The sequence below is a fragment of the Limnohabitans sp. JirII-31 genome, from assembly GCF_002778315.1.
Lineage (GTDB): Bacteria > Pseudomonadota > Gammaproteobacteria > Burkholderiales > Burkholderiaceae_C > Limnohabitans.
Genome location: NZ_NESA01000012.1, coordinates 50,692 through 72,133 on the forward strand (window position 1 = coordinate 50,692; position 21,442 = coordinate 72,133).

Here is a 21,442-nt window from a genome sequence, read left to right on the forward strand (position 1 = left end):
TTTTGAAAGAACCGCATGAAGCTCTCCCACGCACTGTTTCGCGCCCTGCCTTTGGCAGCGGCCCTGACCTTTGCTTTTGCACCTGCTGCACAAGCCCAAAGTTTGGTCGAGTTGTACGAAACCGCGCGGGGTTACGACGCGAGCTACATCTCGGCCAAGTCTCAATACGAAGCCAACCTGGCCAAGGCCAACCAGACCTTGGGCGGGGTGTTGCCCAACATTGCTCTGTCGGCCAGCGCAACACGGACGTATTTCAACTACCGACCTGACGACCCCTCTTTGGCCACACCAAGAGATCTTTACTATGGCACCGGCACTGCCGCCGTGACCTTGACCCAACCCTTGTACCGCCCTGCCGTGTGGGCCACCTACAAGCAAGGCGGGCCTTTGCTGCAACAAGCCACTGCGCAGTACGAAGCCGCCGAGCAAGACCTGCTGGTGCGTGTGTCGCAGGCCTACTTTGACGTGCTCACCAGCGAAGACAGCCTGGAGCTGGTGCGCGCGCAAAAGAAAGCCGTGGGCGAACAACTGGCCTCGGCCAAGCGCAACTTTGAGGTGGGTACCACCACCATCACCGGTGTGCGCGATGCACAAGCCCGCTTCGACTTGGCCACCGCCCAAGAAATTGCCGCCGAGAACGATGCCCGCATCAAGCACTTGGCGCTCGATCTGGTGGTAGGCCTCAGCAATGCAACCCCGCTGCGTTTGGCCGACAGCAAGCAACTGGTCAAAGCCCCCGCCGAAGATGTGAACACCTGGGTCTCGCAATCTGAAGTCGCCAGCCCTTCGGTGCGTCAAGCACAGTTGGCGCTGGAAGTGGCCAAACTGGAAGTCGACAAGGCCATGGCCGGACACAAGCCCACGCTGGATGCGCAAGTGTCTTACGGCGGCATTCGCAACGTGGGCGGTAGCTCCACCCAAAGCGTGTCGTCACACGTCTACAACCCTTCAGCGGGCTTGGTGCTGAACTTGCCCATCTTCTCGGGGTTTGCCACCGACTACCGGGTGAAAGAAACCGTGTCACTTGAGAGCAAAGCCCGCGCCGACCTGGAAGCGGCCAAACGCAACACCGCGCAATCCACGCGCACCGCGTATTTCGGACTGGTGTCAGGCCTGAGCCAAGTGCAGGCCTATGAAGCCGCAGAGGCCTCCAGCCAAAGCTCGTTGGACGCCAACAAACTGGGGTACTCGGTGGGGGTGAACATCAACATCGACGTGTTGAACGCCCAAAGCCAGCTCTACCAGACCAAACGTGACCTGGCCAAAGCGCGCTACGACGTGTTGGTGGGCACCCTGAAGTTGCGCCAAGCCACCGGCACCTTGACGCCGCAAGACCTGCAACCCATCAACGCGTTGCTCAAGCCTTGAGGTAAGGCGCCAGCGCCTGCACCGTGTGCTGTGCAGCGCCCCGGTGCTGTTGAGAAAACGCCAGACACGCCGCCACCTGGGCGTTTTCGTCCGGTCCAAAGCGCACCATCTGCAAAGCTGTGACGATGGCGTGGGCCATGTCCTCGACCCGCAAGGCAGCACCCGCCTCTTCGGCCAATTCAGCCGCTTCAGCAAAGTTGAAGGTGTGTGGGCCCATCAGCACCGGGCAACCACAGGCCGTGGCCTCGATCAGGTTTTGCCCGCCCAAAGGCGCAAAGCTGCCGCCTAACAACGCCGCATCGGCCAAGCCGTAATACAGCGCCATCTCACCCAGCGAGTCACCCAGCCACACGGTGTTCACATCGGCTTCGCCAGTTGCGTCGGGACCGTCGCGCCATTGGCTGCGACGCGACACCTGCCAGCCGCGCTGTTGCAGCATGTGGGCCACGTCGTCAAAGCGTTGCGGGTGGCGTGGCACCACCAGCCAATGCACGGCATTCACATGGTCTCGCTGGTCCAGCGGGTCGTCTTTGAGCGCTTGCAAAGCATCAAGCCACAGCACTTCTTCGCCTTCGCGTGAACTGGCCAACACAATCACCGGGCGGGTCAAACGCTGCGCCCACACCAAGGCTTGGGCCAGTTGCTGCGCATCCGGCTGCGCATCGAACTTCAAATTGCCCAATACGCCCTGCACGGACGCACCCAAGGCGCGCAGACGCTGCGCGTCGGCCTCGGTCTGGGCCCACACCGCCGACAACCCTGCATAGGCAGGGCGTGACAGCCACGACAAACGCTGGGCCTGACGCAGGCTTTTCTCGCTCATGCGCGCATTCACCAACACCAGTGGCACGTGCGCGCGTTGGCACAGGGCCACCCAGTTGGGCCACACCTCGGTCTCCAGCACCAGCCCCAGCTGCGGTTTGAAGTGGTTCAAAAAGCGTTGCACCACGGCGGGCGTGTCCCAAGGTTGCCAGACCTGCACGTCGCCAGGTTGCAGCACGCTGCTGCCCTGAGCGCGCCCGGTGGCGGTGCCGTGGGTCAATACGATGCGCACACCGGGGTAGGTGCTGCGCAAGGCCTGCAACAGCACCGCTGCGGCGCGGGTTTCGCCCAGCGACACCGCATGCACCCAAACATAGCCACGCTCACCGACGGCCACTGGGGCCTGGGTGTAATGGCCAAAACGCTCATCCATAGCTTGTAAATAGCCCGGCTCGACACGCCCACGGCGTTGCAACTTGGCGCGCAACAGCGGTTGCAGCGCCCACACCACCAGGGTGTAGAGCCAGCGTGTCATGCATTCGCCCCTTGGCCTAGCGCAGCCTCTTGGGCGTGGCTGGCAGCGGGTGCCGCTTGCGGCTCAGCAGATGCAGCGCCTGAGGTGGCCTGCACGCAACGCTGCCAGGCTTGCCACACGGCATCCACCGTGGGCGTGGGGCAATCGACCAAGGCGCATTGGCGCGCCAAGCCAACTGGGCCCGTGCGCCAGGCGGTGTCGAAGTTGTAAATCTGCACGTGCGGCACATCCAAGGCCACGGCGATATGGCTCAGGCCACTGTCCACCCCCACCACGCCCACGCACTGGGCCATCTTGGTGGTCAAGTCGTCCAGCGACAAACGCGGCCACACCACGGCACCGGGCAGCATGTCGGCCAAGGCTTCGCTGCGGATGCGCTCTGCCTCGTTGCCATGGGGCAGCGCCACGTCCAGACCCGTTTGCTTCAAACGCTGGCCCAGCTCATACCAGTGCGCCAGCGGCCACTCTTTGTCGGCGCGTGAGGTGCCATGTACCAGCACCACATAGGGTTTGGGCTGAGAGTTGGCCTGCCCCAAGCCATAGCTCAAGCGGTCGGGCACGGCATAGCCCAAGGCTTGCGCGCATACCACGCGGGCGCGCGCCACGGCGTGGATGTGCGGTGTCACGCGCAGCGCCACATCGGCCACCCAGCGCGTGGGGCGCTCGTAGCCAGAACCGTCGGTGCGGTTGGCCAAGGCATAGCGTTTGCCGCCGGGCGTGGTGCGGGCCAGCCAAGACACCAGGGCCGACTTGGTGAGTCCTTGCAAGTCGATCACGGCGTCGTAGGCGTCTTGCTGCAAATCGGTTTTGAACGCACGCCACTCGGCACGCGTGGTGGGCGACCACGGGTCTTTGCGCCAGCGGCGCAGCTCACACGCGATGACCCGATGCACGGCTTGGCAACGCGTCACCAACGGGGCAAAGCCACGCTCGACCACCCAGTCGATCTGTGCATTGGGAAAAGCCGCCTGCATGTCCATCACGGCGGGCAGGGTGTGCACCACATCGCCCAACGACGACAGCTTGACCACCAGCACCTTGAGCGGTCGGGGATCGGGGCTGACGTGCAGGATCAATGTGAGGCCTCTTGAAACGCCGCATCCGGCTTGACCTGGCGCAGCAGCGCCAGCATGTCGTGCTCAATGCGCGCCAGCGCTTGCTGTGTTTGCCCTTCAAAACGCAGCACCAACACAGGGGTGGTGTTGGAGGCGCGAATCAGGCCAAAGCCATCGTCCCAGTCAATGCGCAAGCCGTCAATGACACACACTTGCGGCTGATGCTCAGGCGAAGGCACGCCCCCAGACACCACCAATTGTTGCAACGCGGCGCTCAAAAGGTGGGGCTCGCCTTCGAGACAGCCGACATTCAACTCAGGCGTCGAATAGCTGGTGGGCAAGGCATTCAACACCGCACTGGCGTCGGAACTGCGACTGACGATTTCCAGCAGGCGACAGCCGGCATAGGTGCCGTCATCAAACCCATACCAACGCTCTTTGAAAAAGATGTGGCCACTCATCTCGCCACCGAGCGGCGAGTCAACTTCCTTCATCTTGGCCTTGATCAGCGAGTGTCCGGTTTTGAACATCAAGGCTTGGCCGCCTGCGCTGCGAATGGCGGGCGCCAGACGCTGCGAGCACTTGACGTCAAACACAATGGTGCCGCCCGGCACACGGGTGAGCACGTCTTGCGCGAACAAGGTCATCTGGCGGTCCGGGAAAATGATTTGGCCGTCTTTGGTGACGATGCCCAAGCGGTCGCCATCGCCATCAAACGCCAGCCCCAACTCGGCATCGGTGGTTTGCAGCGCGTGGATCACGTCGTTGAGGTTGTCGAGCTTGCTGGGGTCCGGGTGGTGGTTGGGGAAGTTGCCATCGACCTCGCTGAACAACTCCATCACCTCGCAGCCCAGCGCCCGAAAGATGGCCGGCGCAGTGGCCCCGGCAATGCCGTTGCCGCAATCGACCACCACTTTCATTGGGCGGCTCATGCGAATGTCACCCACGATGCGCGCCTGGTAGTCGGCTGTCACATCCACCGAGCGTACCGAGCCACCGTTTTTCAACACCCAGGTTTCGGCTTGCATGATCTCGCGCAGGCCTTGAATTTCGTCGCCGTAAATGGCGCGTCCACCCAACACCATCTTGAAACCGTTGTAGTCCTTGGGGTTGTGGCTGCCTGTGACCTGAATGCCGCTGCGGCACAAGGTGCTGGCCGCGAAGTACAGCATGGGCGTGGTCACCGCGCCCACGTCGATCACCTCGATGCCCACTTCGACCAAGCCACGCACCAAAGCGTCGACCAAGGACGGGCCACTCAAACGGCCATCGCGACCCACCGCCACCACGGTTTCGCCACAGGTTTGCGCATGCGTGCCAAAGGCGCGGCCCAAAGCATGCGCCACCTCAACGTTGAGAGTGCTAGGCACCACACCACGGATGTCATAGGCTTTGAAGATAGAGGTATTAACTTGCATAAAGAGTGATTGTAAAGAGGGGGTATTGCTTCAAAACGCCCCGCAAAAGTGCGGATACGATGACGCCGAAAGGCCTTTCCATGACACGCACCTACTCAGACATCGTGTACAACATTTTGCCCACCCAATTGGGCGAAGTGCTGCTGGCTGCCAACAGCCAAGGCTTGGTCGGTATTTGGTTCCTCGACCAGGCGCATTTCCCAGACACCACCGACTGGCAACGGGTGCGCGAGCACCGTGTGTTGCGCGAAGCCCATGGCCAGTTGCAGGAATACCTCGATGGCTTGCGGCAAACCTTTGAGTTGCCTTTGGCCTTTGCCAGTGGCACACCGTTTCAGCAACGGGTGTGGCAAGCCTTGGTCGCCGTGCCCTATGGCAAAACCACCAGTTACAGCCAAATTGCCAGCCGTGTGGGCTCCGCCAAGGCCGTGCGCGCTGTGGGCGCTGCGGTGGGGCGCAACCCGCTGAGCATGGTGGTTCCGTGCCACCGTGTGCTGGGCGCGGCTGGCGCGCTCACGGGTTATGCCGGTGGTCTGGAGCGCAAAAAAGCCTTGCTCTCTTTAGAAGCTGCTCACACGTGAGCGACGCGTCTGTGCCGTGGCGCCAGTGGGTGCCCGATTTCGTGCTGCTGGCCTTGTTGTGGGGCTCCTCGTTTTTGTTCATGCGCCTGGGCGCACATGACTTCGGGCCTGTGGCCACGGCCTGGGTGCGCGTGTTGTTGGCGGCACTGATGCTCACCCCAGTGTTGGTGTGGCGACGCGAGGTGGGTTTGCTGCTGTTGCACTGGCGCAAGACCTTTGTCGTCGGCGTGCTCAGCGCAGGCGTTCCTTTCGTCTTGTACGGTTACGCGTTGCTGCACATCAGCACCGGCATGTCATCGATTCTGAATGCCACCACCCCGTTGTTTGGCGCGCTGATTGCCTGGTATTGGCTGGGCGACCGTTTGAACGCTTCACGAGCCCTGGGGCTGGCCATTGGTTTCGCGGGTGTGGTGTTGCTGGCCAGCGAAGTGCCAGGAGGCATTGGCTTTCAAAGCGGCGGCTCGGGGCTGGCCGTGCTGGCCTGCTTGGGAGCCACGTTTTTTTATGGCTTGGCCGGTAGTTTCACCAAACGCTATTTGCAAGGCATTCCTTCGATGGTGACCACCAGCGGCAGCTTGTGGGGTGCCAGCTTGTTTTTGACCTTGCCTGCGTTGCTGCTGTGGCCCGATCAAACGCCGCCATGGCGTGCCTGGGCCGCCTTGGGCGTGGCGGGCTTTTTATGCACAGCGCTGGCCTATGTGCTGTACTTTCGGCTCATGAGCCGCACCGGCCCCGCGCGGGCCATGACGGTGACTTACCTGATCCCGGTGTTTGCCAATCTGATTGGCATCGTGGTGCTAGATGAGGTGGTGACCCACTGGATGCTGCTGGGTGGCTTGGTGGTGGTGGCAGGCACGGCACTGGCCTCGGGCTTGGTCGGTCTGCGCGCCCGTCTGTAATGCACATGACACGCAGACACACCACTTGAAGCGATGTGGTTTAGCATCCCGCGCAGTCATCATTTATTGCCCAGGAGCTTACCGTGCGCATCGCCACCTATCGCCATCTCAACCAACGCCATGTCGGCCAAGTCTCCGCTGACGGCCAACACGTCACCGCATTTCAAGTCAGCGCAGAGGTGGCCGAGCACGGCGCCTTGCGCCTGATTGAAAGCCTGATGGCTGGCGGCGCACTGCCTGCCCTGGCCACCACGGCGGTGCCAGTGCAAGACGTGCAGCTGGAAGCGCCGCTGCCACTGCCACGCCGCAACATTTGGTGCGTGGGCCGCAACTACCACGAGCACGCCAAAGAACTGTCTGCCTCTGTCTTCAAAGACAGCAACACCAACACCCAGGCCTGGCCCATCGTGTTCACCAAAGTGCCCGAGTGTGTGGTGGGCCCGACCGACCCGGTGCAGTTGCCCGGCAGTGCCGTGTCTGACCACATCGACTACGAAGCCGAACTCGCGGTGGTGATTGGTAAAGGCGGCAAAAACATCAGCGCTGCCGACGCCATGCAACATGTGTATGGCTACACCATCGTCAACGATGTAACAGCACGCGATGTGCAAATGCGTCACCAGCAGTGGGACATGGGCAAGTCGTTTGACACCTTCTGCCCCATGGGTCCATGGCTCGTCACCGCCGATGAACTGGACGGCACCCGCACCCGTGTGCGTTGCTTCGTCAACGGCGAGCTGCGTCAAGACGGCCCCACCGAACAACTGATTTTTGACATCCCCACGCTGATCGAAACCATCTCGCGCGGCATCACGCTCTACCCCGGCGACATCATCGCCACCGGCACCCCTGCTGGCGTAGGCATGGGGCTCAAGCCCCCACGCTACCTGCAAGCAGGCGACGTGGTGCGGGTCGAGATTGACGGCATTGGCCACATCGAAAACAAGTTCATCTAAGGTGCCCCCATGACATCACGCCGCACACACCTGATCAGCGCTTTGACGCTTTCACTCTTGAGCGTGTGCGGCACGCCATCCGTCCAAGCCCAAGAAGACTACCCCAGCCGCCCCATCACCATGGTGGTGCCGTTTCCTCCCGGCGGCGTGGCCGATGCGGTGGGACGCCCGGTGGCTGAAGCCATGGGCCGCTACCTCAAGCAGTCGGTGGTGGTGGAAAACAAAGGCGGTGCGGGCGGGGGCATTGGCATGGGCCAAGTGGCAAAGGCCAAGCCCGATGGCTACACGGTGCTGATGGCGCTGTCTTCACTGGTGGTGCTGCCCGAGGCCGACAAGGTGCTCAAACGCGCGCCGATGTTCCAGCTCGACCAGCTCAAGCCCATCGCGCGTTTCAGCGCCGACCCCACCGTGTTGGTGGTGCGTGCCGAGAGTCCCTGGAAGACCTATGCCGAATTCATGGCCTATGTGAAAGCCCATCCAGCCAAAGTGTCGTTTGGCTCGTCGGGCAACTACGGCACCATGCACGTGCCGATGGAGCAACTCAAGGTCGCCACCTCCAGCTACATGCTGCATGTGCCCTACACCGGCGCAGGCCCAGCCGTGATGGCCTTGCTGTCGGGCCAGATCGAAGCCCTGTCCACCGGACCGGCCAGCGTGGCGCAACAAATCAAGGCCGGCAAACTGCGTGCACTGGCCCACTGGGGTGAAGGCCGCTTGGCCAGCCTGCCCGAGGTGCCCAGCCTCAAGGAGTTGGGTGTGCCCATCGCCTACGCCCAGTGGTCGGGGCTGTTCGTGCCTGCGCACACGCCCCCCGCTGTGGTCGAAAAACTGCGTCAAGCCGCCAAATTTGCAGCCGCTGACGCACGCGCCAACCAGGCCATGCAGGCCTCGGGCAGCAGCTTCATGTTTCAAGATGCGCCAGAGTTTGAACGCTACGTTCAGACCGACGCCAAAGACATGGCCGTCTTGGTGCAACGCATCGGCAAAGTGGACTGAGTATTGGATCTCTCTCACGTCCACCTCGTCTGGTTGTTGCCGCCCGAGTTTGCGCATGCCAGCGTCTGGCTGTGGCTGGGCTTAGGCCTGGTCTTCATGCTGGGGGGCACGGTCAAGGGGGTGTTGGGTGTGGGCCTACCTTTGGTGGTGGTGCCCTTGCTGTCGTTGATGTTGCCCACGCCCACGGCCATTGCGCTGGTGGCCGCTCCGGTGCTGGTGTCCAACCTGTGGCAAACCTATGACAGCCGGGCCTCGCGCCACAACCTGTACCGTTTTTGGCCCTTGATCGTGAGCTTGCTCTTGAGCACTTTGATCACCGTGCCCCTGACCCTGCAGTTGCCCGCCACCGTACTCAACGTCATGATGGCCGTGGCTGTGATCACCGCCATCAGCCTGATGGCCTTCAACCCCAAGGTGCACATTGCCAAACGCTGGGAGCGCTGGGCTGGGGCCGCTGTGGGCACACTGTCGGGGGCCATGGGCGGGGTGTCGTCTTTGACGGGGCCCATCATCATCACCTTCTTGATGGCCTTGCAACTCAAGCGCGAAGAGTTCATTGGCACGATCAGCGTGATTTACCTGTTTGGCGCTGCCCCGCTGTATGCCGCGCTGTGGTGGTACGGACGCCTGGAGTTGTCACACATTGTGGTGTCGGTGGTCGCCATGGCCCCGATGGCACTGGGCTTGTCGCTGGGCAAGCGTGTGCGCACACGGGTGAGCGAGGTGTTGTTTAGACGCATCTTGCTGGTGTTCTTGCTGTGCATTGCCGTCGCACTTCTCAGCAAGTAAGACACGTCACCCACGCTTGACGCCCGCGCGACTGGCGCCCCTGCCGCCGACCACTAGAGTTGCTTCTACAAAAATGATTTGGAGGAGACACGTATGGTTCGCTATCTGTTGACCATCTGCTTAAGTTTGTGGGCGGCATTGCCCATCCACGCGCAAAACACCGCCTACCCGGCACGCCCCGTCAAATTCATCGTGCCCATCACACCGGGGGGCAGCAACGACGTGGTGGCCCGCGTCATCGCGCAAAAGCTGACCGAGCAATGGGGCCAGGCTGTGACGGTGGACAACCGCCCCGGCGCGGGCATGAACTTGGGTGCTGATTTGGTGGCCAAGAGCCCGCCCGATGGCTACACCTGGCTGCTTGGGGCAAACAACATTTTTGTCACCAACCCGCATGTGGGCAAAACACCCTTCGATGTGTTCAAAGACTTCACCCCGATCAGCCAAGTGGCCCTGGTGCCGTTTGTGCTGGTGGTGCATCCCTCGGTGCCTGCCAAAAACGTGGCCGAGTTGGTGGCCTATGCCAAAGCCAACCCCGACAAGCTGAACTACGGTTCCTCGGGCAACGGCTCACCCCAGCAGTTGGCGTCTGAAATGCTCAACCATGCCGCGGGCATTCAAATGCAACACGTGCCCTACAAAGGCGCGGTGCCCGCCATCACCGACTTGTTGGGTGGACGCATCCAGGTGTTCATTGGTGCAGTGAACTCGCTGTTGCCCCACATCAAGGAGGGCAAGCTGCGCTTGATCGCAGGCGCAGGGGGCAAGCGCTTTGCGGCCTTCCCCGACTTGCCCGCGATTGCTGAGACCGTGCCCGGCGTGGCCCTAGACGTGTGGCTGGGTGTGTTCATGCCCGCTGGGGTGCCCAAAGACGTGGTGGCACGGGTCAACGCCGACATTGCGCGCGTGCTGCAACTGCCCGACGTCAAAGCCAACCTGAGTGGCCAAGGCATCGAAACCGCCCCCAGCAGCCCCGAAGCGCTGGCCGCCACCATCAAAGACGACTACGCCCGCTGGGGCAAAGTGATACGAGAAGCCAACATCAAAGCAGACTGACCATGATCAAACGCGAAGAACCGACCCCCAACCTCGAGCCCGCCACCTACTGGGGCAGCGACTCGATCGCCGAATGCCTGCGCGCCATGGGCGTGCCCTACCTGGCCTTGAACCCCGGCGCCAGCTACCGGGGCCTGCACGACAGCCTGGTCAACCACCTGGGCAACAGCGCGCCACAAATGCTGCTGTGCCTGCACGAAGAAGTGGCGATTGCCATTGCCCAAGGTTTTGCCAAAGCCTCAGGCCGCATGATGGGCGCGGTGGTGCACTCCAACGTGGGGCTGATGCATGCCACCATGGCCGTGTTCAACGCCTGGTGCGACCGCATGCCCGTGCTCATGCTGGGTGCCACCGGGCCTTGGGACGCAGCCAGGCGTCGCCCCTGGATCGACTGGATCCACACCGTCAGCGACCAAGGCGCGCTGGTGCGCGACTACACCAAGTGGGACAACCAACCCGGCTCGGTGCCTGCCGCCATTGAAGCCTTGCTGCGCGGTGGACAAATTGCGCAAACCGCGCCGCGTGGCCCGGTCTACATCAACCTCGATGCGGCCTTGCAAGAAAGCAAAACCGACGGCCTGGTGCCCACCCCTGACCCCACGCGCTACGCCGCCCCTGTGGCCCCGCCGCCCGCACCCACCGATGTGCAGCGCGCCGCGCAGCTGTTGTCCAACGCCAAGAAGCCCGTCATCTTGATGGGCCGCATGTCACGCGAAGTGGCCGACTGGCAGCCCCGCGTGGCCTTGGCCGAAGCACTGCAAGCGCCGGTCATCACCGACCTCAAAAACGCAGCCTCTTTCCCCACCGACCACCCCCAGCATGTGGGTGCGCCCGCCTACTTCATGAGTGCCGAGGCCTGTGCCGCTGTGCGCGAAGCCGATGTGGTGCTGATGCTCGACTGGGTGGACCCGGGCGGTGCGTTCAAGCAAGCCCTGCAAGGGGCCACCTGCACGGCACAAGTCATCCACGTGTCGCTGGACATGCACATCCACCGGGGTTGGAGCATGGACGGCGGCAGCTTGCCCCCAGCCGATGTCTACATGCTGTGCGAGCCCGATGCGGCCATCGCGGCTTTGAACGCCGCAGTCACGGCACGCCCCCCTGTGGGCGATTGGCCCGCCAAAGCCGCGCTGCCTGCCCTACCGTCAGACGATGTGGTGAGCCTGCGTGCCGTGGCCGATGTGTTGCACGACTGCGCCCACGACCTACAGCTGTGCATCGCCCGCTTGCCCCTGGGCTGGAACGGTGCCTACCGCCACTTCCGCCATCCGATGGATTACCTCGGGGCCGACGGCGGCGGCGGCATTGGCGCTGGCCCCGGCAACGCCGTGGGCGTGGCCTTGGCCTTGCGCGACGCGAACTCAGACCGCATCCCGGTGGCCCTGATTGGCGACGGTGACTTTTTGATGGGCAACACCGCGGTGTGGACGGCAGTGCGCTACGGCATTCCGCTGCTGCTGATCGTGTGCAACAACCACTCGTTCTTCAACGACGAGCTGCACCAAGAGCGTGTGGCCAAAGAGCGCCACCGCCCGACCGACAACAAATGGATTGGCCAGCGCATGAGCGACCCCGAAATTGACATCGCACAGATGGCCCGCGCCATGGGTGCCGAAGGCATTGGCCCGGTGCGCCGCGCCCAAGACCTGCATGCGGCCATTGCGCAAGGCTTGCAGGCTGTGCAAGCGGGCAAGGTGTGCGTGATTGATGCCTGCGTGGCCCCCGGCTACGACGCCAACATGAGTGGCAACGCCGCCACCACCAGCTCTGCGGTTCACAAGCGCTGAACCTCTTGCCCCAGTCACCTTGAGTCACACCTCCCACACCGCCCAAGTTTGAACCCACCATGTCTGACACCTCCAACTACCGCCAACTCCTGCCCACCCACCGTGACCTGTACTACGGCGGTGCCTGGCACACCCCCTTGGGCGGCTACCTCGACACCCACAACCCCGCCACTGGCGAGTCGCTCGGCCCATGCGCCGAAGCCAACGCTGAGGACGTAGATGCTGCGGTACGTGCTGCGCATGCGGGCTTTGCGGTGTGGCGCAAGTTCAAGCCACTCGAGCGCGCCGCCTTGTTGAAAAAAGTGGCGGCGGTGCTGCGCGAGAACGCGTTTGAGCTGGCCATGATCGACGCGGCCAACTGCGGCAACCCGATCAGCGAAATGCAGCGCGACGCCCTGATTGCCGCTGCGCAAATTGACTTTTACGCTGGCCTGGCCACCGAGATCAAAGGCGAAACCCTGCCCATGGGCGACGGGGTGCTGAACTACTCGGTGCGCGAGCCCTATGGCGTGTGCGCCCGCATCGTGGCCTACAACCACCCCATCATGTTCACCGCCGCCAAGATGGCACCGCCCTTGATTGCGGGCAACACGGTGATCATGAAGCCGCCCTACCAGGCACCGCTGTCGGCCTACCGCATGATGGAGCTGATCGACGGCATCTTGCCGCCCGGTGTGCTCAACATCATCAGCTCTGGCGCCCCGGGCGGTCAGGCCTTGGTGAACCACCCGCTGGTGCCACGCTTGTCGCTCATTGGCAGCGTGCCTACCGGACGCGCCATTGCCAAAGCAGCCGCCGACCAACTCAAACACGTCACGCTGGAGTTGGGGGGCAAGAACGCTTGCATCATCTATCCCGACGCCGACATGGACAAAGCCATTGCTGGTGCCGTGGGCGGCATGAACTTCACCTGGTGCGGCCAGAGCTGCGGCTCCACCTCGCGCTTGTTTGTGCACGCCTCGGTGTATGACCAAGTGGTGGCGGGCTTGCTCAAAGCCATCACCCACTACAAGCCGGGCATTCCCACCGACATGGCGACCACCATGGGCTCGATCATCTCCAAAGCCCAGTGGGAAAAAATCATGGGCTACATCGAGATCGCCAAAGCCGGTGGCGCGCACCTGGCCTATGGCGGCAAGGTGCCCACAGATGCGGCGCTGGCCAACGGTTGGTTTGTCGAACCCACGGTGTTCACCGGCGTCACGCAAGACATGCGTATTGCCAACGAAGAAGTGTTTGGCCCCATTCTGTCGGTGCTCAAGTGGGACGACGAAGACACGCTGTTCGACCAAGTCAATGCGGTGGAATATGGCTTGACCGCCTCCATCTGGAGCAGCAACCTCTCCAACGCCCACCGCGCAGCCGGTCGCGTGCAAGCGGGCTATGTGTGGGTCAATCACACCAGCAGCCACTTCATTGGCGCCTCATTTGGTGGCTACAAACAGTCGGGCATTGGCCGCGAAGAAGGCTTTGATGAACTGCTGACCTACACCCAGCACAAGAACGTGCATGTGGTGTTGTGAACGTTTTCAAGACGTGATCCAGAGTAGCCACATCTCCTGAAGTTCATCCACGGTTGCATCCAACTTTGAAAGGCGAAAGTCATGATCCATCGACGACACCTCCTCTCCTTATCTGCCGTCTTGGCATTGCCAACACTGGCCACACCAGGAGCTGCTCTGGCGCAGCAAGACAAGATCAGCCGCCTCATCGTGGGTTTTCCACCGGGCGGTGGCACCGATGTGGCAGCGCGGGCCTTGGCAGAAAAATTACGTAGCAGTTATCCGGCGGGCATCCTCGTTGAGAACAAACCTGGGGCAGCTGCCCGGCTGTCTGTCGAATACGTCAAGAACGCACCTGCAGATGGGACAACGATGTTGTTCACGCCTGACTTTGCGATGACGATTTACCCACACAGTTTTCGCAAACTCACTTACGACCCGATCAAGGATTTCACCCCCGTGGCCGCTTGCGCTAAAACTGCGCTGGCTTTCATTGTGGGTCCATCCGTGCCCGAGAGCGTCAAAACACTGGCCGACTTTGTGACGTGGTGCAAGGCCAATCCGAAACAAGCGGCTTACGCGTCGACGTCCGCAGGCGCAACCCCACATTTCGCAGGTGTGATGTTTTCCAAAGCTGCTGGCCTCCAAATTTTGCATGTCCCCTACAAAGGCGGAGCACCCGCCTTGCAAGACCTGATGGGGGGACAGATTGCGTCCAGCTTCAACCCAATTGGAGAAGTGTTGCCGCAACTCAAGTCCGGCAAAGTCCGCGTGCTCGCCACCACAGGCGCACAACGCAGCAAGTTCATGCCAGACATACCCACCATGGTCGAGTCAGGCTTCAAAGACGTCGTGGCCGAAATCTGGATCGGCATTTTGATGCCAGCCAACACACCCCCGTCTGTGGTTGCGAAAGCAGCTGCAGCGATCCATGAAGCACTGAAATCTCAAGAACTGAACGACACATTTTCAAAATTCGGGATGGACCCATTTCTCAGTACACCTGAAAGCTTCGCGGCACTCATCAAGAATGACATGGCCATGTGGGGTCCCATCATCAAAGCCTCCGGTTTTACTGCCGAAGAATGAAACGTTGAAGCGATGGGGTGTGCACTGAAAAAACGCGCACCCACTTGGTTTTTTGTTTCAAGTCAAACTGGCTTGAATCAAAATATTTTCAGCAATGGGTTGGACCACTTTCTTGATGCCGTGCCCTGGATTCAAGGTATCCACCACCGTGACCAACCCGAGCTTTTTCAAGCGACTCACGTCTTTAGACACTGCGCTTTGATCGCGTTGCGTCACCACCGCCAATTCAGCAATTGATCGATTACCGCCTTTGGACAAACGCAAAATTTGGAAACGCTTGGGCGTCAATTCGCTCATGAAGTTGCCAAATTCCAGGCTGGTGAATTGCAAGGCGTGAGGCAAAGAATCAGTTTTTTCATCTAGCGCACGGGCAACGTCAACACCTCGGCGCACGTGTTTGACCAGGGGTTGGTAGCCTTTGAAATCAGTCGTGCTGATTTTTTGTTTTTTAGTCATCACAGTTCTCCGTTGACAAAGCGTATCGCGATATCCATCCACTCATTTTGAAATTTTTCATACAAGGCCTCATACGATATGAACGGCTCCTCGCTTCTCTGCCCCATCCAATGCTTGTGTGGCAAGCCATGACTTTTGTCATAGCCGAGCACACGTCCGTTATCTCCCGAATAAATCAGTGGGTTGATGTACGCCAATGCGTAATGCAGCACGTTCTTCGTGGCATGGTCTCTCACCACATACTCTTTCAAAACGCCACCGCCCAATCGCTTGGGCAAGCGCACATCAGCAGGCTTGTACACATCCTGCACAACGGACCGTACCATATGCTGCTTGCCCTGCCTCATTCAGACATGATCTTAAATATCAAGCCTGATGTCAAGCGGGTTCAGCGTCTCAGATAAAAACCGCACAAGGTGGTGGGTGAGATTTACGGTTTGACCCGCAACGGTCGCAACAACTCACTCAAGCCGTTGTGGTCGATCTCATGCATGAGCGCCAGCAGCCGACCCATCTCGCCTTTGGGAAAGCCTTCACGCGCAAACCAATGGAGGTAGTTGCCGGGCAAGTCGGCCAGTAGACGGCCTTGGTATTTGCCAAACGGCATGGTCAGTGTGACCAACTTGTACAGATCTTCAGGGTTCACAGGCTTGGCCCCATGAAAAGGCCCTGCAAGCGCAGGGCCGTGGTTTTCAACTCAGATAGTGCGGTGCTTACTTCAATCCGGCAGCACCCGCCATGGCCGTGTGACCGTCTTGGTCGCCACTGCCGCCCGACACACCCACAGCGCCGACGAGCTTGCCGTCTTGGATGAGGGGAATGCCGCCGTCAATCGGGATCGCGCCCGTCAAGCGCAACAAGCGCAAGCCTTCGCCACCACCGGCCACCGCGTCTTGAAACAACTTGGTCGGACGACGGAACAAGGCGGAAGTGCGGGCCTTCTCAATCGCCAAGTCCACGCTGCCCGTTTGGGTGTCTTGCATGCGTTCAAAGTAAATCAAATGGCCGCCGGTGTCGACGATGGCCACGGCCATCTTCCATTTGTTTTTTTGCGCTTCTGCAATCGCCGCAGCTGCGGCTTTTTTAGCCGCCTCGGTGCTGATGGGCGCACCATACGGAATTTGCGGCGGTGCCGCAAAACTGGCTTGGGCCAGGGCGCTGCCCGTGCTCAAGCCGATGGACAAACCAAACGCCGCAGTGGCCACGATGGTGCGCAATTTTTTAATCTTCATGAGGATCTCCTGATCAAGCCTGTGGAATCACAGGCAACAGCACACTGGCAGGCTGATCGGCACCAAAGTGCAAGGTCACCTGACCACCAAACACATCAACAGGCCGGTCTTCGGGGTCGTCGTGCACAAACGGACCACACCCTTTCATGGGGTGCTTCATGTTCGACAAACTGGCCGCTGGACCGTCCCACTCATAGTCTTTGCCACGCAGGGTGAGCGCCACGCGGTAGCCCACGGGCACCACGATGCAAGTGGCCCAAATCTCCACATCCAGCTCGACCACTTGGCCCGGCACCAGGGCCTGCTTTTCGTCGTGGCTGTGGAAGGGGCGGTACGGCAATGAACGCGCGGGATCCAACTTGCGGTGCGAGGCTCGCAACCAACCCAAGCTGATGGGTGAATGCGGGTCCAAGGCCCCTTGAAACACCACCTCCACACCTTGCGGGTCGAACACGCGCAGCACAGCAAACACATCAGCATCGACGGTGCTCGACGACAAGAACAGCTTGAGGGCAGAAGGCCCGGTCAACTCCATCGGCTCCGTGAGTGGCGGCGTTGAGAAAGTCACGCCTTCACCCAAAGCCTCATAGGTCACGCTGCCTGAACTTTGCACAGGCGTGCGAGACAGCGACATGTCGTGCGGATTGAGGTAGAAGTGGGTCCACTGGGTGCGTGCCAACGGCCATTCGGTTTCGTGACGCTCGACAAATTTTTCGCCGGGGTGACGCACCTGCAAACGAATGCGGGGCTCTTGGTCCCAACCGTTTTGCTCGCCCTTCAAAAAGTAGTTGAAGAACTTCTTTTGCATGTTCACACCGTAGTCGGTGTAGAACGGTGCCCAGTGCGAACCGCCATGGGCCTCTAACCATTTCTGGGTCGAGGCCGCGCCCACAAAGCCCTCCAAGTTACCGCGCAGGTGCAGGCCGTGGCCGCCCCAGTTGGCGGCTGACAACAAGGGCACTTGCACGCGCGCCAAGTTGGCGGAACGCTCGCGGTAGTAAGGACCATCCCACTCATGGGCCAGCAGTTGCGCGGCCATGTTCTCGCGGTTCTTCACCAACTCTTCTTCGCTCAATGTTTCAGGGCCACACGCCAGCTCACCAGTGACGGGGTGTTTGCGCCCACGCTCGCCCACACCGTGCTGCACGGTTTTGACTTGCATGTCTTGCCAGTTTTTGCGAAAGCTGCACAAGATGCCGCCGTGGCGGTTGCCGTCGCGGTAGTTGTCGTGCCAGCCTTCCCACACACAAATGGCCGCCAGGTGCGGCGGCTGCGTGGCCGCAGCGCGCCATTGGTTGGCGCCGTAGTACGAGATGCCATTGAGCCCCACCTTGCCAGTGGACCAAGGCTGCACCGCAGCCCACTCGATGCAGTCGTGGTAGTCCTGTTGCTCGCGGTCGTTGTTATGGCACAAGTAACCGGGGGAACGCCCTGCACCACGCGAGTCCACGCGCACGCACACGAAGCCATCGGGCACCCACTTCTCAGGGTCCACCACCTCCCAGTTGGCGTATTGGTTGGTGGTGCCAGAGACCGCGTCTGGGTTTTCACGGCACATGATCTCCCACGAGGTTTTGTAGCCCTCTTGAAACGCCACGCCTTTGCCGTAGGGACCGTAGGTCATGATGACCGGGTAGCGGCCCTCGGCGATGGGGCGAAACACGTCGGCGCGCAGCACCAAGCCATCGTCCATGACGATGGGCACATCCCAATCGATGCGCATGCCGTCGCGCACTTCGGTTTTGAAATCCATTCTGTGAGTCCTTTGGGTGGTTGTGTTTATTCGGGTTTGATGCCTGCTGACTTGGCCACCTTGGCCCACAAGTCCATGTCGGTGCGCACGCGGGCGGCAAAGTCGTCGCTGCTTTGACCGCCCACTTCGGCGCCAATGTCAAAGAAACGTTTTTGTATTTCTGGGTCTTTCAGGACCGTGGCCACGTCACGCTGGATCTTGGTCACCACGTCCTTGGGCGTGCCCTTTGGAGCAAACAAGCCAAACCACGAGGTGGCCTCATAACCCGGCAGATCGCCCGCGATCGCAGGGGCGTCTGGGAACAAGGATGAAGGTTTGACTGAGCCCACGCCCAACAAGCGCACGCGCCCAGCGCGCACCTGGGTCTGCACCGAGCTGACAGCGGCAATGCCCAGCGGCACATGGCCTCCGGCCAGGTCGGTCATCAAGGGACCCGCGCCTTTGTAAGACACGCTTTGCAAATTGGTTTTGCCCAACATGTTGAACAGGTGCCCCGCCAAAGCGGCGCTGGAGTCAGAGGTGCCAAACGACAAACTGCCAGGCTTGGCCTGCTCCGCGCCCAACACATCTTTGGTCGATTTGATCGAGGAGGTGACCGGCGTCACCAACGCAAAAGGCGAGACCGAGACCATGGTCACCGGGATGAAGTCGCTCATGGGGTCATAGGGCAACTTGTTGTACATGCTCGGGTTGACCACATAGGCGGTCGAGGTGAGCAACAAGGTGTACCCATCGCCCGGGCTTTTGGCGACGAGGTCCGTGCCAATGATGGTGTTGGCGCCAGGCTTGGTGTCGATGATGACGGGTTGCCCCCACAGGGTGCTGAGCTTGTCTTGGATGATGCGTGCATTGGCATCGGTGCTGCCGCCTGGCGCAAATGGAATGACCAGTCGGATGGGCTTGCTGGGATAGGTCTGCGACTGTGCGGCCAAAGCCGCCAAGCCCAACGCCAACGCCATGGCGGCGCGTGAAAAATGGCGAATCATGTGTCTCCTCCTGTTGTTTTGTGGCCGCATCATGGACCACACCGGCAACAGGAACAGTCATGCAGGTTACATGGGCATGACCTTGTCTCTCATATATTGTGAAAAAAGGAGACACGATGAAAAAGATCATGGCCGCACTCGCGGCAACTGTGACTGCGCTCGCCCTCAGCGGCTGCGCCACCTCGAACACCCCCACCACCGACACCGGCCCCCTCACCATCGCCAAACAAGGCAGCTTCTTTGTGGGCGGGCGCAACATCGAGTCGGCCCACCTGTCACTGCTACCGGCCTACGCGCCATCAGGCACGATTGCGGTAGAGCAAATGTATGTGCGCTTTCAAGAACCTGTGGCCGCCAAGCGCCCACCGCTGGTGCTCATCCACGGCTGCTGCCTGACGGGCAAAACCTGGGAGTCCACCCCCGATGGCCGCATGGGCTGGGACGAGTTGTTTGTGCGCCGTGGCTACCCCACGTATGTGATTGACCAAGTCTCACGCGGACGCTCTGCCGCCAACCCTTCGGCGATCGTGCAAGTCAAAGCAGGCAAGGCCAGTGCTGAGACTTTGCCGCAGGTGTTTGGCGCGTCGCAAGAAGGCGCATGGGCCATCTTCCGCTTTGGTGCCAAGTACCCCGAGGTCTTCCCCGGCATGCAGTTTCCACTGGAAGCACAAGGCGAGTTTTTCAAACAGATGGTGCCGGACTGGCTCAACGCCTTGCCCACGCCCAACCCCACCGTCCCCGCCCTGTCGCAGCTGGCACAACAGCTCAAAGGCGCAGTGCTGATGAGCCATTCGCAATCGGGCATTTTTCCGTTCCAAACCGCCGCGCTCGACACACGTGGCATCCAGGGCATCGTGGCGGTGGAGCCCGGCGCTTGTCCTGACCCCAAAGCCGACCTCAAACCCTACTTGGGCATGCCCATCTTGGTGTTGTGGGGCGATTATGTGGAGCTTTCACCCCGCTGGGCCCCACGCTTGAAGCTGTGTCGCGAATTTGTGGCCGCCGTCAACCAAGCGGGCGGCAAAGCGCAACAGATTGAGCTGGCGCAAGTCGGCCTGCCCGGCGCCTCGCACATGCTGATGCAAGACAAGCACAGCCTGCAAATTGGCAACTGGTTGGCCCAGTGGATGGACCAGAACATCCGCCCTTGATTTTTAAAACTTTCAATCCCCATCAAGAGACATCCCGTGACCGACACCAAAATCGACATCTACAACCACGTCATGCCACCCGCCTATGTGGCGCTGGTCAAACAGCACGGCAAAGAACCCGGTATGGTCAAACGCATGAGCAACTTGCGCATGCTCTGGGACATGCCCGCCCGGGTCGAAATGCTGAAAGGCTTTCCTGGCGTTCAGCAAGTCATCTCGCTGGCCGTGCCCTCACCCGAGATGCTGGGCGGACCCGATGTGTCACCGGGCTACGCGCGTGTCGCCAACGAAGGCATGGCCGAGATTTGCCGCCAATGGCCCGAGACCTTCCCCTACTTTGTGGCCTCGCTGCCGATGAACAACCCCGAAGCAGCGCTGCAAGAGATGGACTACGCCATTGAAAAGCTCGGCGCCAAGGGCGTGCAAATTTTGACCAGCGTGAACGGCAAAGCCTTGGACGAGCCCGAGGTGTTCAAGATTTTTGAGCGCATCACCAATGTGCACAACATGCCCGTGTGGATGCACCCCACACGCCCTGGCAGCCGCCCCGATTACCCCAACGAAGACAAATCGAAATACGAAATTTGGCAGGTGCTGGGCTGGCCCATGGAGACCAGCGTGGCCATGTCGCGCATGGTGTTTTCTGGCCTGCTGGAACGCTTGCCCAATTTGCGTTTGATCACCCACCACTGCGGTGGCATGCTGCCCTATTTTTCAGGCCGTGCCGAAACCCTGTGGGCCCAATTGGGCAGCCGCAGCGTGGACGGGTCTGAGGCCGATGTGCTGAAAAGTTTGTCCAAACCACCGATCGAGTATTTCAAGATGTTTTATGGCGACACGGTGTTGGGCGGCTCCAGCTCGGCGCTGCGCTGTGGCCTCGATTTTTTTGGTGCCGACAAGGTGGTGTTTGCCAGCGACTGCCCGTTCGACCCCGAAGAGGGTCCGATGTTCATTCGCGAAGGCATTCGCTCCATCGAAGATTTGAAACTCGACACAGAAGACGCCCGCAAACTCTACTTTGGCAACGCCTACAAATTGCTGGGCTTGTCTCACCACGGCTAAGGAACACAC

21 protein-coding genes are annotated in these 21,442 nt (G+C 60.8%); 12 read left to right on the plus strand and 9 right to left on the minus strand.

Features of this window, described 5'->3' with window-relative positions; translation table 11 throughout:
- Positions 1-15: 15 nt before the first annotated feature.
- Positions 16-1,368 (plus strand): TolC family outer membrane protein, encoded by a 1,353-nt coding sequence (locus tag B9Z41_RS14110; protein ID WP_100147715.1) that lies wholly within the window; start codon positions 16-18, stop codon positions 1,366-1,368.
- Here B9Z41_RS14110 and B9Z41_RS14115 read toward each other — a convergent pair.
- Genes B9Z41_RS14115 through B9Z41_RS14125 form a run of 3 tightly spaced genes read right to left on the minus strand, consistent with a single transcriptional unit; the run spans position 1,358 to position 5,138 of the window.
- Positions 1,358-2,665 carry a 3-deoxy-D-manno-octulosonic acid transferase gene (locus tag B9Z41_RS14115; RefSeq protein ID WP_100147716.1) on the minus strand — a complete coding sequence of 436 codons (1,308 nt, stop codon included), beginning with the start codon at positions 2,663-2,665 and terminating at the stop codon, positions 1,358-1,360. The genes B9Z41_RS14110 and B9Z41_RS14115 overlap by 11 nt on opposite strands.
- A complete protein-coding gene (gene waaC / locus B9Z41_RS14120) occupies positions 2,662-3,741 on the minus strand; it encodes a lipopolysaccharide heptosyltransferase I (RefSeq protein WP_233202700.1) in 1,080 nt (359 codons plus the stop codon). Before waaC ends, B9Z41_RS14115 begins: the two co-directional genes overlap by 4 nt.
- The gene (locus tag B9Z41_RS14125; RefSeq protein WP_100147717.1) at positions 3,738-5,138 is read right to left on the minus strand and encodes a phosphomannomutase/phosphoglucomutase; all 1,401 of its coding nucleotides are present in this window, start codon (positions 5,136-5,138) and stop codon (positions 3,738-3,740) included. Before B9Z41_RS14125 ends, waaC begins: the two co-directional genes overlap by 4 nt.
- 80 nt (positions 5,139-5,218) lie before the next feature.
- Between B9Z41_RS14125 and B9Z41_RS14130 the strand changes: the two genes are divergently transcribed.
- The 9 genes from B9Z41_RS14130 (at position 5,219) to B9Z41_RS14170 (ending at position 14,793) form a co-directional block, all read left to right on the plus strand.
- Entirely contained in the window at positions 5,219-5,719 is a 501-nt protein-coding gene (locus tag B9Z41_RS14130; protein WP_100147718.1) for a methylated-DNA--[protein]-cysteine S-methyltransferase, read from the plus strand.
- The gene (locus tag B9Z41_RS14135) at positions 5,716-6,618 is read left to right on the plus strand and encodes a DMT family transporter (protein WP_233202701.1); all 903 of its coding nucleotides are present in this window, start codon (positions 5,716-5,718) and stop codon (positions 6,616-6,618) included. Before B9Z41_RS14130 ends, B9Z41_RS14135 begins: the two co-directional genes overlap by 4 nt.
- A gap of 83 nt (positions 6,619-6,701) precedes the next feature.
- Entirely contained in the window at positions 6,702-7,574 is an 873-nt protein-coding gene (locus B9Z41_RS14140; RefSeq protein WP_100147719.1) for a fumarylacetoacetate hydrolase family protein, read from the plus strand.
- Positions 7,575-7,583: 9 nt separating this feature from the next.
- Positions 7,584-8,570 (plus strand): tripartite tricarboxylate transporter substrate binding protein, encoded by a 987-nt coding sequence (locus tag B9Z41_RS14145; protein WP_100147720.1) that lies wholly within the window; start codon positions 7,584-7,586, stop codon positions 8,568-8,570.
- Positions 8,571-8,573: 3 nt separating this feature from the next.
- Positions 8,574-9,359, plus strand: a complete 786-nt coding sequence (locus tag B9Z41_RS14150; protein ID WP_143474209.1) for a sulfite exporter TauE/SafE family protein — start codon at positions 8,574-8,576, stop codon at positions 9,357-9,359.
- A 93-nt stretch (positions 9,360-9,452) separates the two neighbouring features.
- On the plus strand, positions 9,453-10,415 hold the full coding sequence (locus tag B9Z41_RS14155; protein WP_100147722.1) for a tripartite tricarboxylate transporter substrate binding protein: 963 nt from the start codon (positions 9,453-9,455) through the stop codon (positions 10,413-10,415).
- Positions 10,416-10,417: 2 nt separating this feature from the next.
- Positions 10,418-12,202, plus strand: a complete 1,785-nt coding sequence (locus B9Z41_RS14160; protein WP_100147723.1) for a thiamine pyrophosphate-binding protein — start codon at positions 10,418-10,420, stop codon at positions 12,200-12,202.
- A 59-nt stretch (positions 12,203-12,261) separates the two neighbouring features.
- The gene (locus B9Z41_RS14165; RefSeq protein ID WP_100147724.1) at positions 12,262-13,725 is read left to right on the plus strand and encodes an aldehyde dehydrogenase family protein; all 1,464 of its coding nucleotides are present in this window, start codon (positions 12,262-12,264) and stop codon (positions 13,723-13,725) included.
- 81 nt (positions 13,726-13,806) lie between these two features.
- Positions 13,807-14,793 (plus strand): tripartite tricarboxylate transporter substrate binding protein, encoded by a 987-nt coding sequence (locus tag B9Z41_RS14170; protein WP_100147725.1) that lies wholly within the window; start codon positions 13,807-13,809, stop codon positions 14,791-14,793.
- 57 nt (positions 14,794-14,850) lie between these two features.
- Here the strand turns inward: B9Z41_RS14170 and B9Z41_RS14175 are convergent, their stop codons facing one another.
- The 6 genes from B9Z41_RS14175 to B9Z41_RS14200 all read right to left on the minus strand — a co-directional run bounded on the left by B9Z41_RS14175 (position 14,851) and on the right by B9Z41_RS14200 (position 19,220).
- Entirely contained in the window at positions 14,851-15,249 is a 399-nt protein-coding gene (locus tag B9Z41_RS14175; RefSeq protein ID WP_100147726.1) for a MarR family transcriptional regulator, read from the minus strand.
- On the minus strand, positions 15,249-15,551 hold the full coding sequence (locus B9Z41_RS14180) for a DUF6516 family protein (protein ID WP_233202702.1): 303 nt from the start codon (positions 15,549-15,551) through the stop codon (positions 15,249-15,251). The genes B9Z41_RS14175 and B9Z41_RS14180 overlap by 1 nt, the downstream gene beginning before the upstream one ends.
- Before the next feature lie 128 nt (positions 15,552-15,679).
- Positions 15,680-15,895 (minus strand): DUF3820 family protein, encoded by a 216-nt coding sequence (locus tag B9Z41_RS14185; RefSeq protein ID WP_100147727.1) that lies wholly within the window; start codon positions 15,893-15,895, stop codon positions 15,680-15,682.
- 67 nt (positions 15,896-15,962) lie between these two features.
- Entirely contained in the window at positions 15,963-16,481 is a 519-nt protein-coding gene (locus tag B9Z41_RS14190; RefSeq protein WP_100147728.1) for a heme-binding protein, read from the minus strand.
- A gap of 13 nt (positions 16,482-16,494) precedes the next feature.
- Positions 16,495-18,234, minus strand: a complete 1,740-nt coding sequence (locus B9Z41_RS14195) for a CocE/NonD family hydrolase (RefSeq protein WP_233202703.1) — start codon at positions 18,232-18,234, stop codon at positions 16,495-16,497.
- 26 nt (positions 18,235-18,260) lie between these two features.
- Positions 18,261-19,220 (minus strand): tripartite tricarboxylate transporter substrate binding protein, encoded by a 960-nt coding sequence (locus tag B9Z41_RS14200; protein WP_158236191.1) that lies wholly within the window; start codon positions 19,218-19,220, stop codon positions 18,261-18,263.
- Between the two features lie 116 nt (positions 19,221-19,336).
- Between B9Z41_RS14200 and B9Z41_RS14205 the strand changes: the two genes are divergently transcribed.
- Positions 19,337-20,371, plus strand: a complete 1,035-nt coding sequence (locus tag B9Z41_RS14205) for an esterase (RefSeq protein WP_100147730.1) — start codon at positions 19,337-19,339, stop codon at positions 20,369-20,371.
- A gap of 36 nt (positions 20,372-20,407) precedes the next feature.
- Positions 20,408-21,433 carry an amidohydrolase family protein gene (locus B9Z41_RS14210; RefSeq protein ID WP_233202704.1) on the plus strand — a complete coding sequence of 342 codons (1,026 nt, stop codon included), beginning with the start codon at positions 20,408-20,410 and terminating at the stop codon, positions 21,431-21,433.
- The last annotated feature ends 9 nt before the right edge of the window (positions 21,434-21,442 follow it).

Excerpts from the sequence above, each read along its gene's own strand:
- B9Z41_RS14110 (WP_100147715.1), top strand. The coding sequence starts at position 16 with ATGAAGCTCTCCCACGCACTGTTTCGCGCCCTGCCTTTGGCAGCGGCC.
- B9Z41_RS14115 (WP_100147716.1), bottom strand. The coding sequence starts at position 2,665 with ATGACACGCTGGCTCTACACCCTGGTGGTGTGGGCGCTGCAACCGCTG.
- B9Z41_RS14125 (WP_100147717.1), bottom strand. The coding sequence starts at position 5,138 with ATGCAAGTTAATACCTCTATCTTCAAAGCCTATGACATCCGTGGTGTG.
- B9Z41_RS14130 (WP_100147718.1), top strand. The coding sequence starts at position 5,219 with ATGACACGCACCTACTCAGACATCGTGTACAACATTTTGCCCACCCAA.
- B9Z41_RS14145 (WP_100147720.1), top strand. The coding sequence starts at position 7,584 with ATGACATCACGCCGCACACACCTGATCAGCGCTTTGACGCTTTCACTC.
- B9Z41_RS14155 (WP_100147722.1), top strand. The coding sequence starts at position 9,453 with ATGGTTCGCTATCTGTTGACCATCTGCTTAAGTTTGTGGGCGGCATTG.
- B9Z41_RS14160 (WP_100147723.1), top strand. The coding sequence starts at position 10,418 with ATGATCAAACGCGAAGAACCGACCCCCAACCTCGAGCCCGCCACCTAC.
- B9Z41_RS14165 (WP_100147724.1), top strand. The coding sequence starts at position 12,262 with ATGTCTGACACCTCCAACTACCGCCAACTCCTGCCCACCCACCGTGAC.
- B9Z41_RS14170 (WP_100147725.1), top strand. The coding sequence starts at position 13,807 with ATGATCCATCGACGACACCTCCTCTCCTTATCTGCCGTCTTGGCATTG.
- B9Z41_RS14175 (WP_100147726.1), bottom strand. The coding sequence starts at position 15,249 with ATGACTAAAAAACAAAAAATCAGCACGACTGATTTCAAAGGCTACCAA.
- B9Z41_RS14190 (WP_100147728.1), bottom strand. The coding sequence starts at position 16,481 with ATGAAGATTAAAAAATTGCGCACCATCGTGGCCACTGCGGCGTTTGGT.
- B9Z41_RS14195 (WP_233202703.1), bottom strand. The coding sequence starts at position 18,234 with ATGGATTTCAAAACCGAAGTGCGCGACGGCATGCGCATCGATTGGGAT.
- B9Z41_RS14200 (WP_158236191.1), bottom strand. The coding sequence starts at position 19,220 with ATGATTCGCCATTTTTCACGCGCCGCCATGGCGTTGGCGTTGGGCTTG.
- B9Z41_RS14205 (WP_100147730.1), top strand. The coding sequence starts at position 19,337 with ATGAAAAAGATCATGGCCGCACTCGCGGCAACTGTGACTGCGCTCGCC.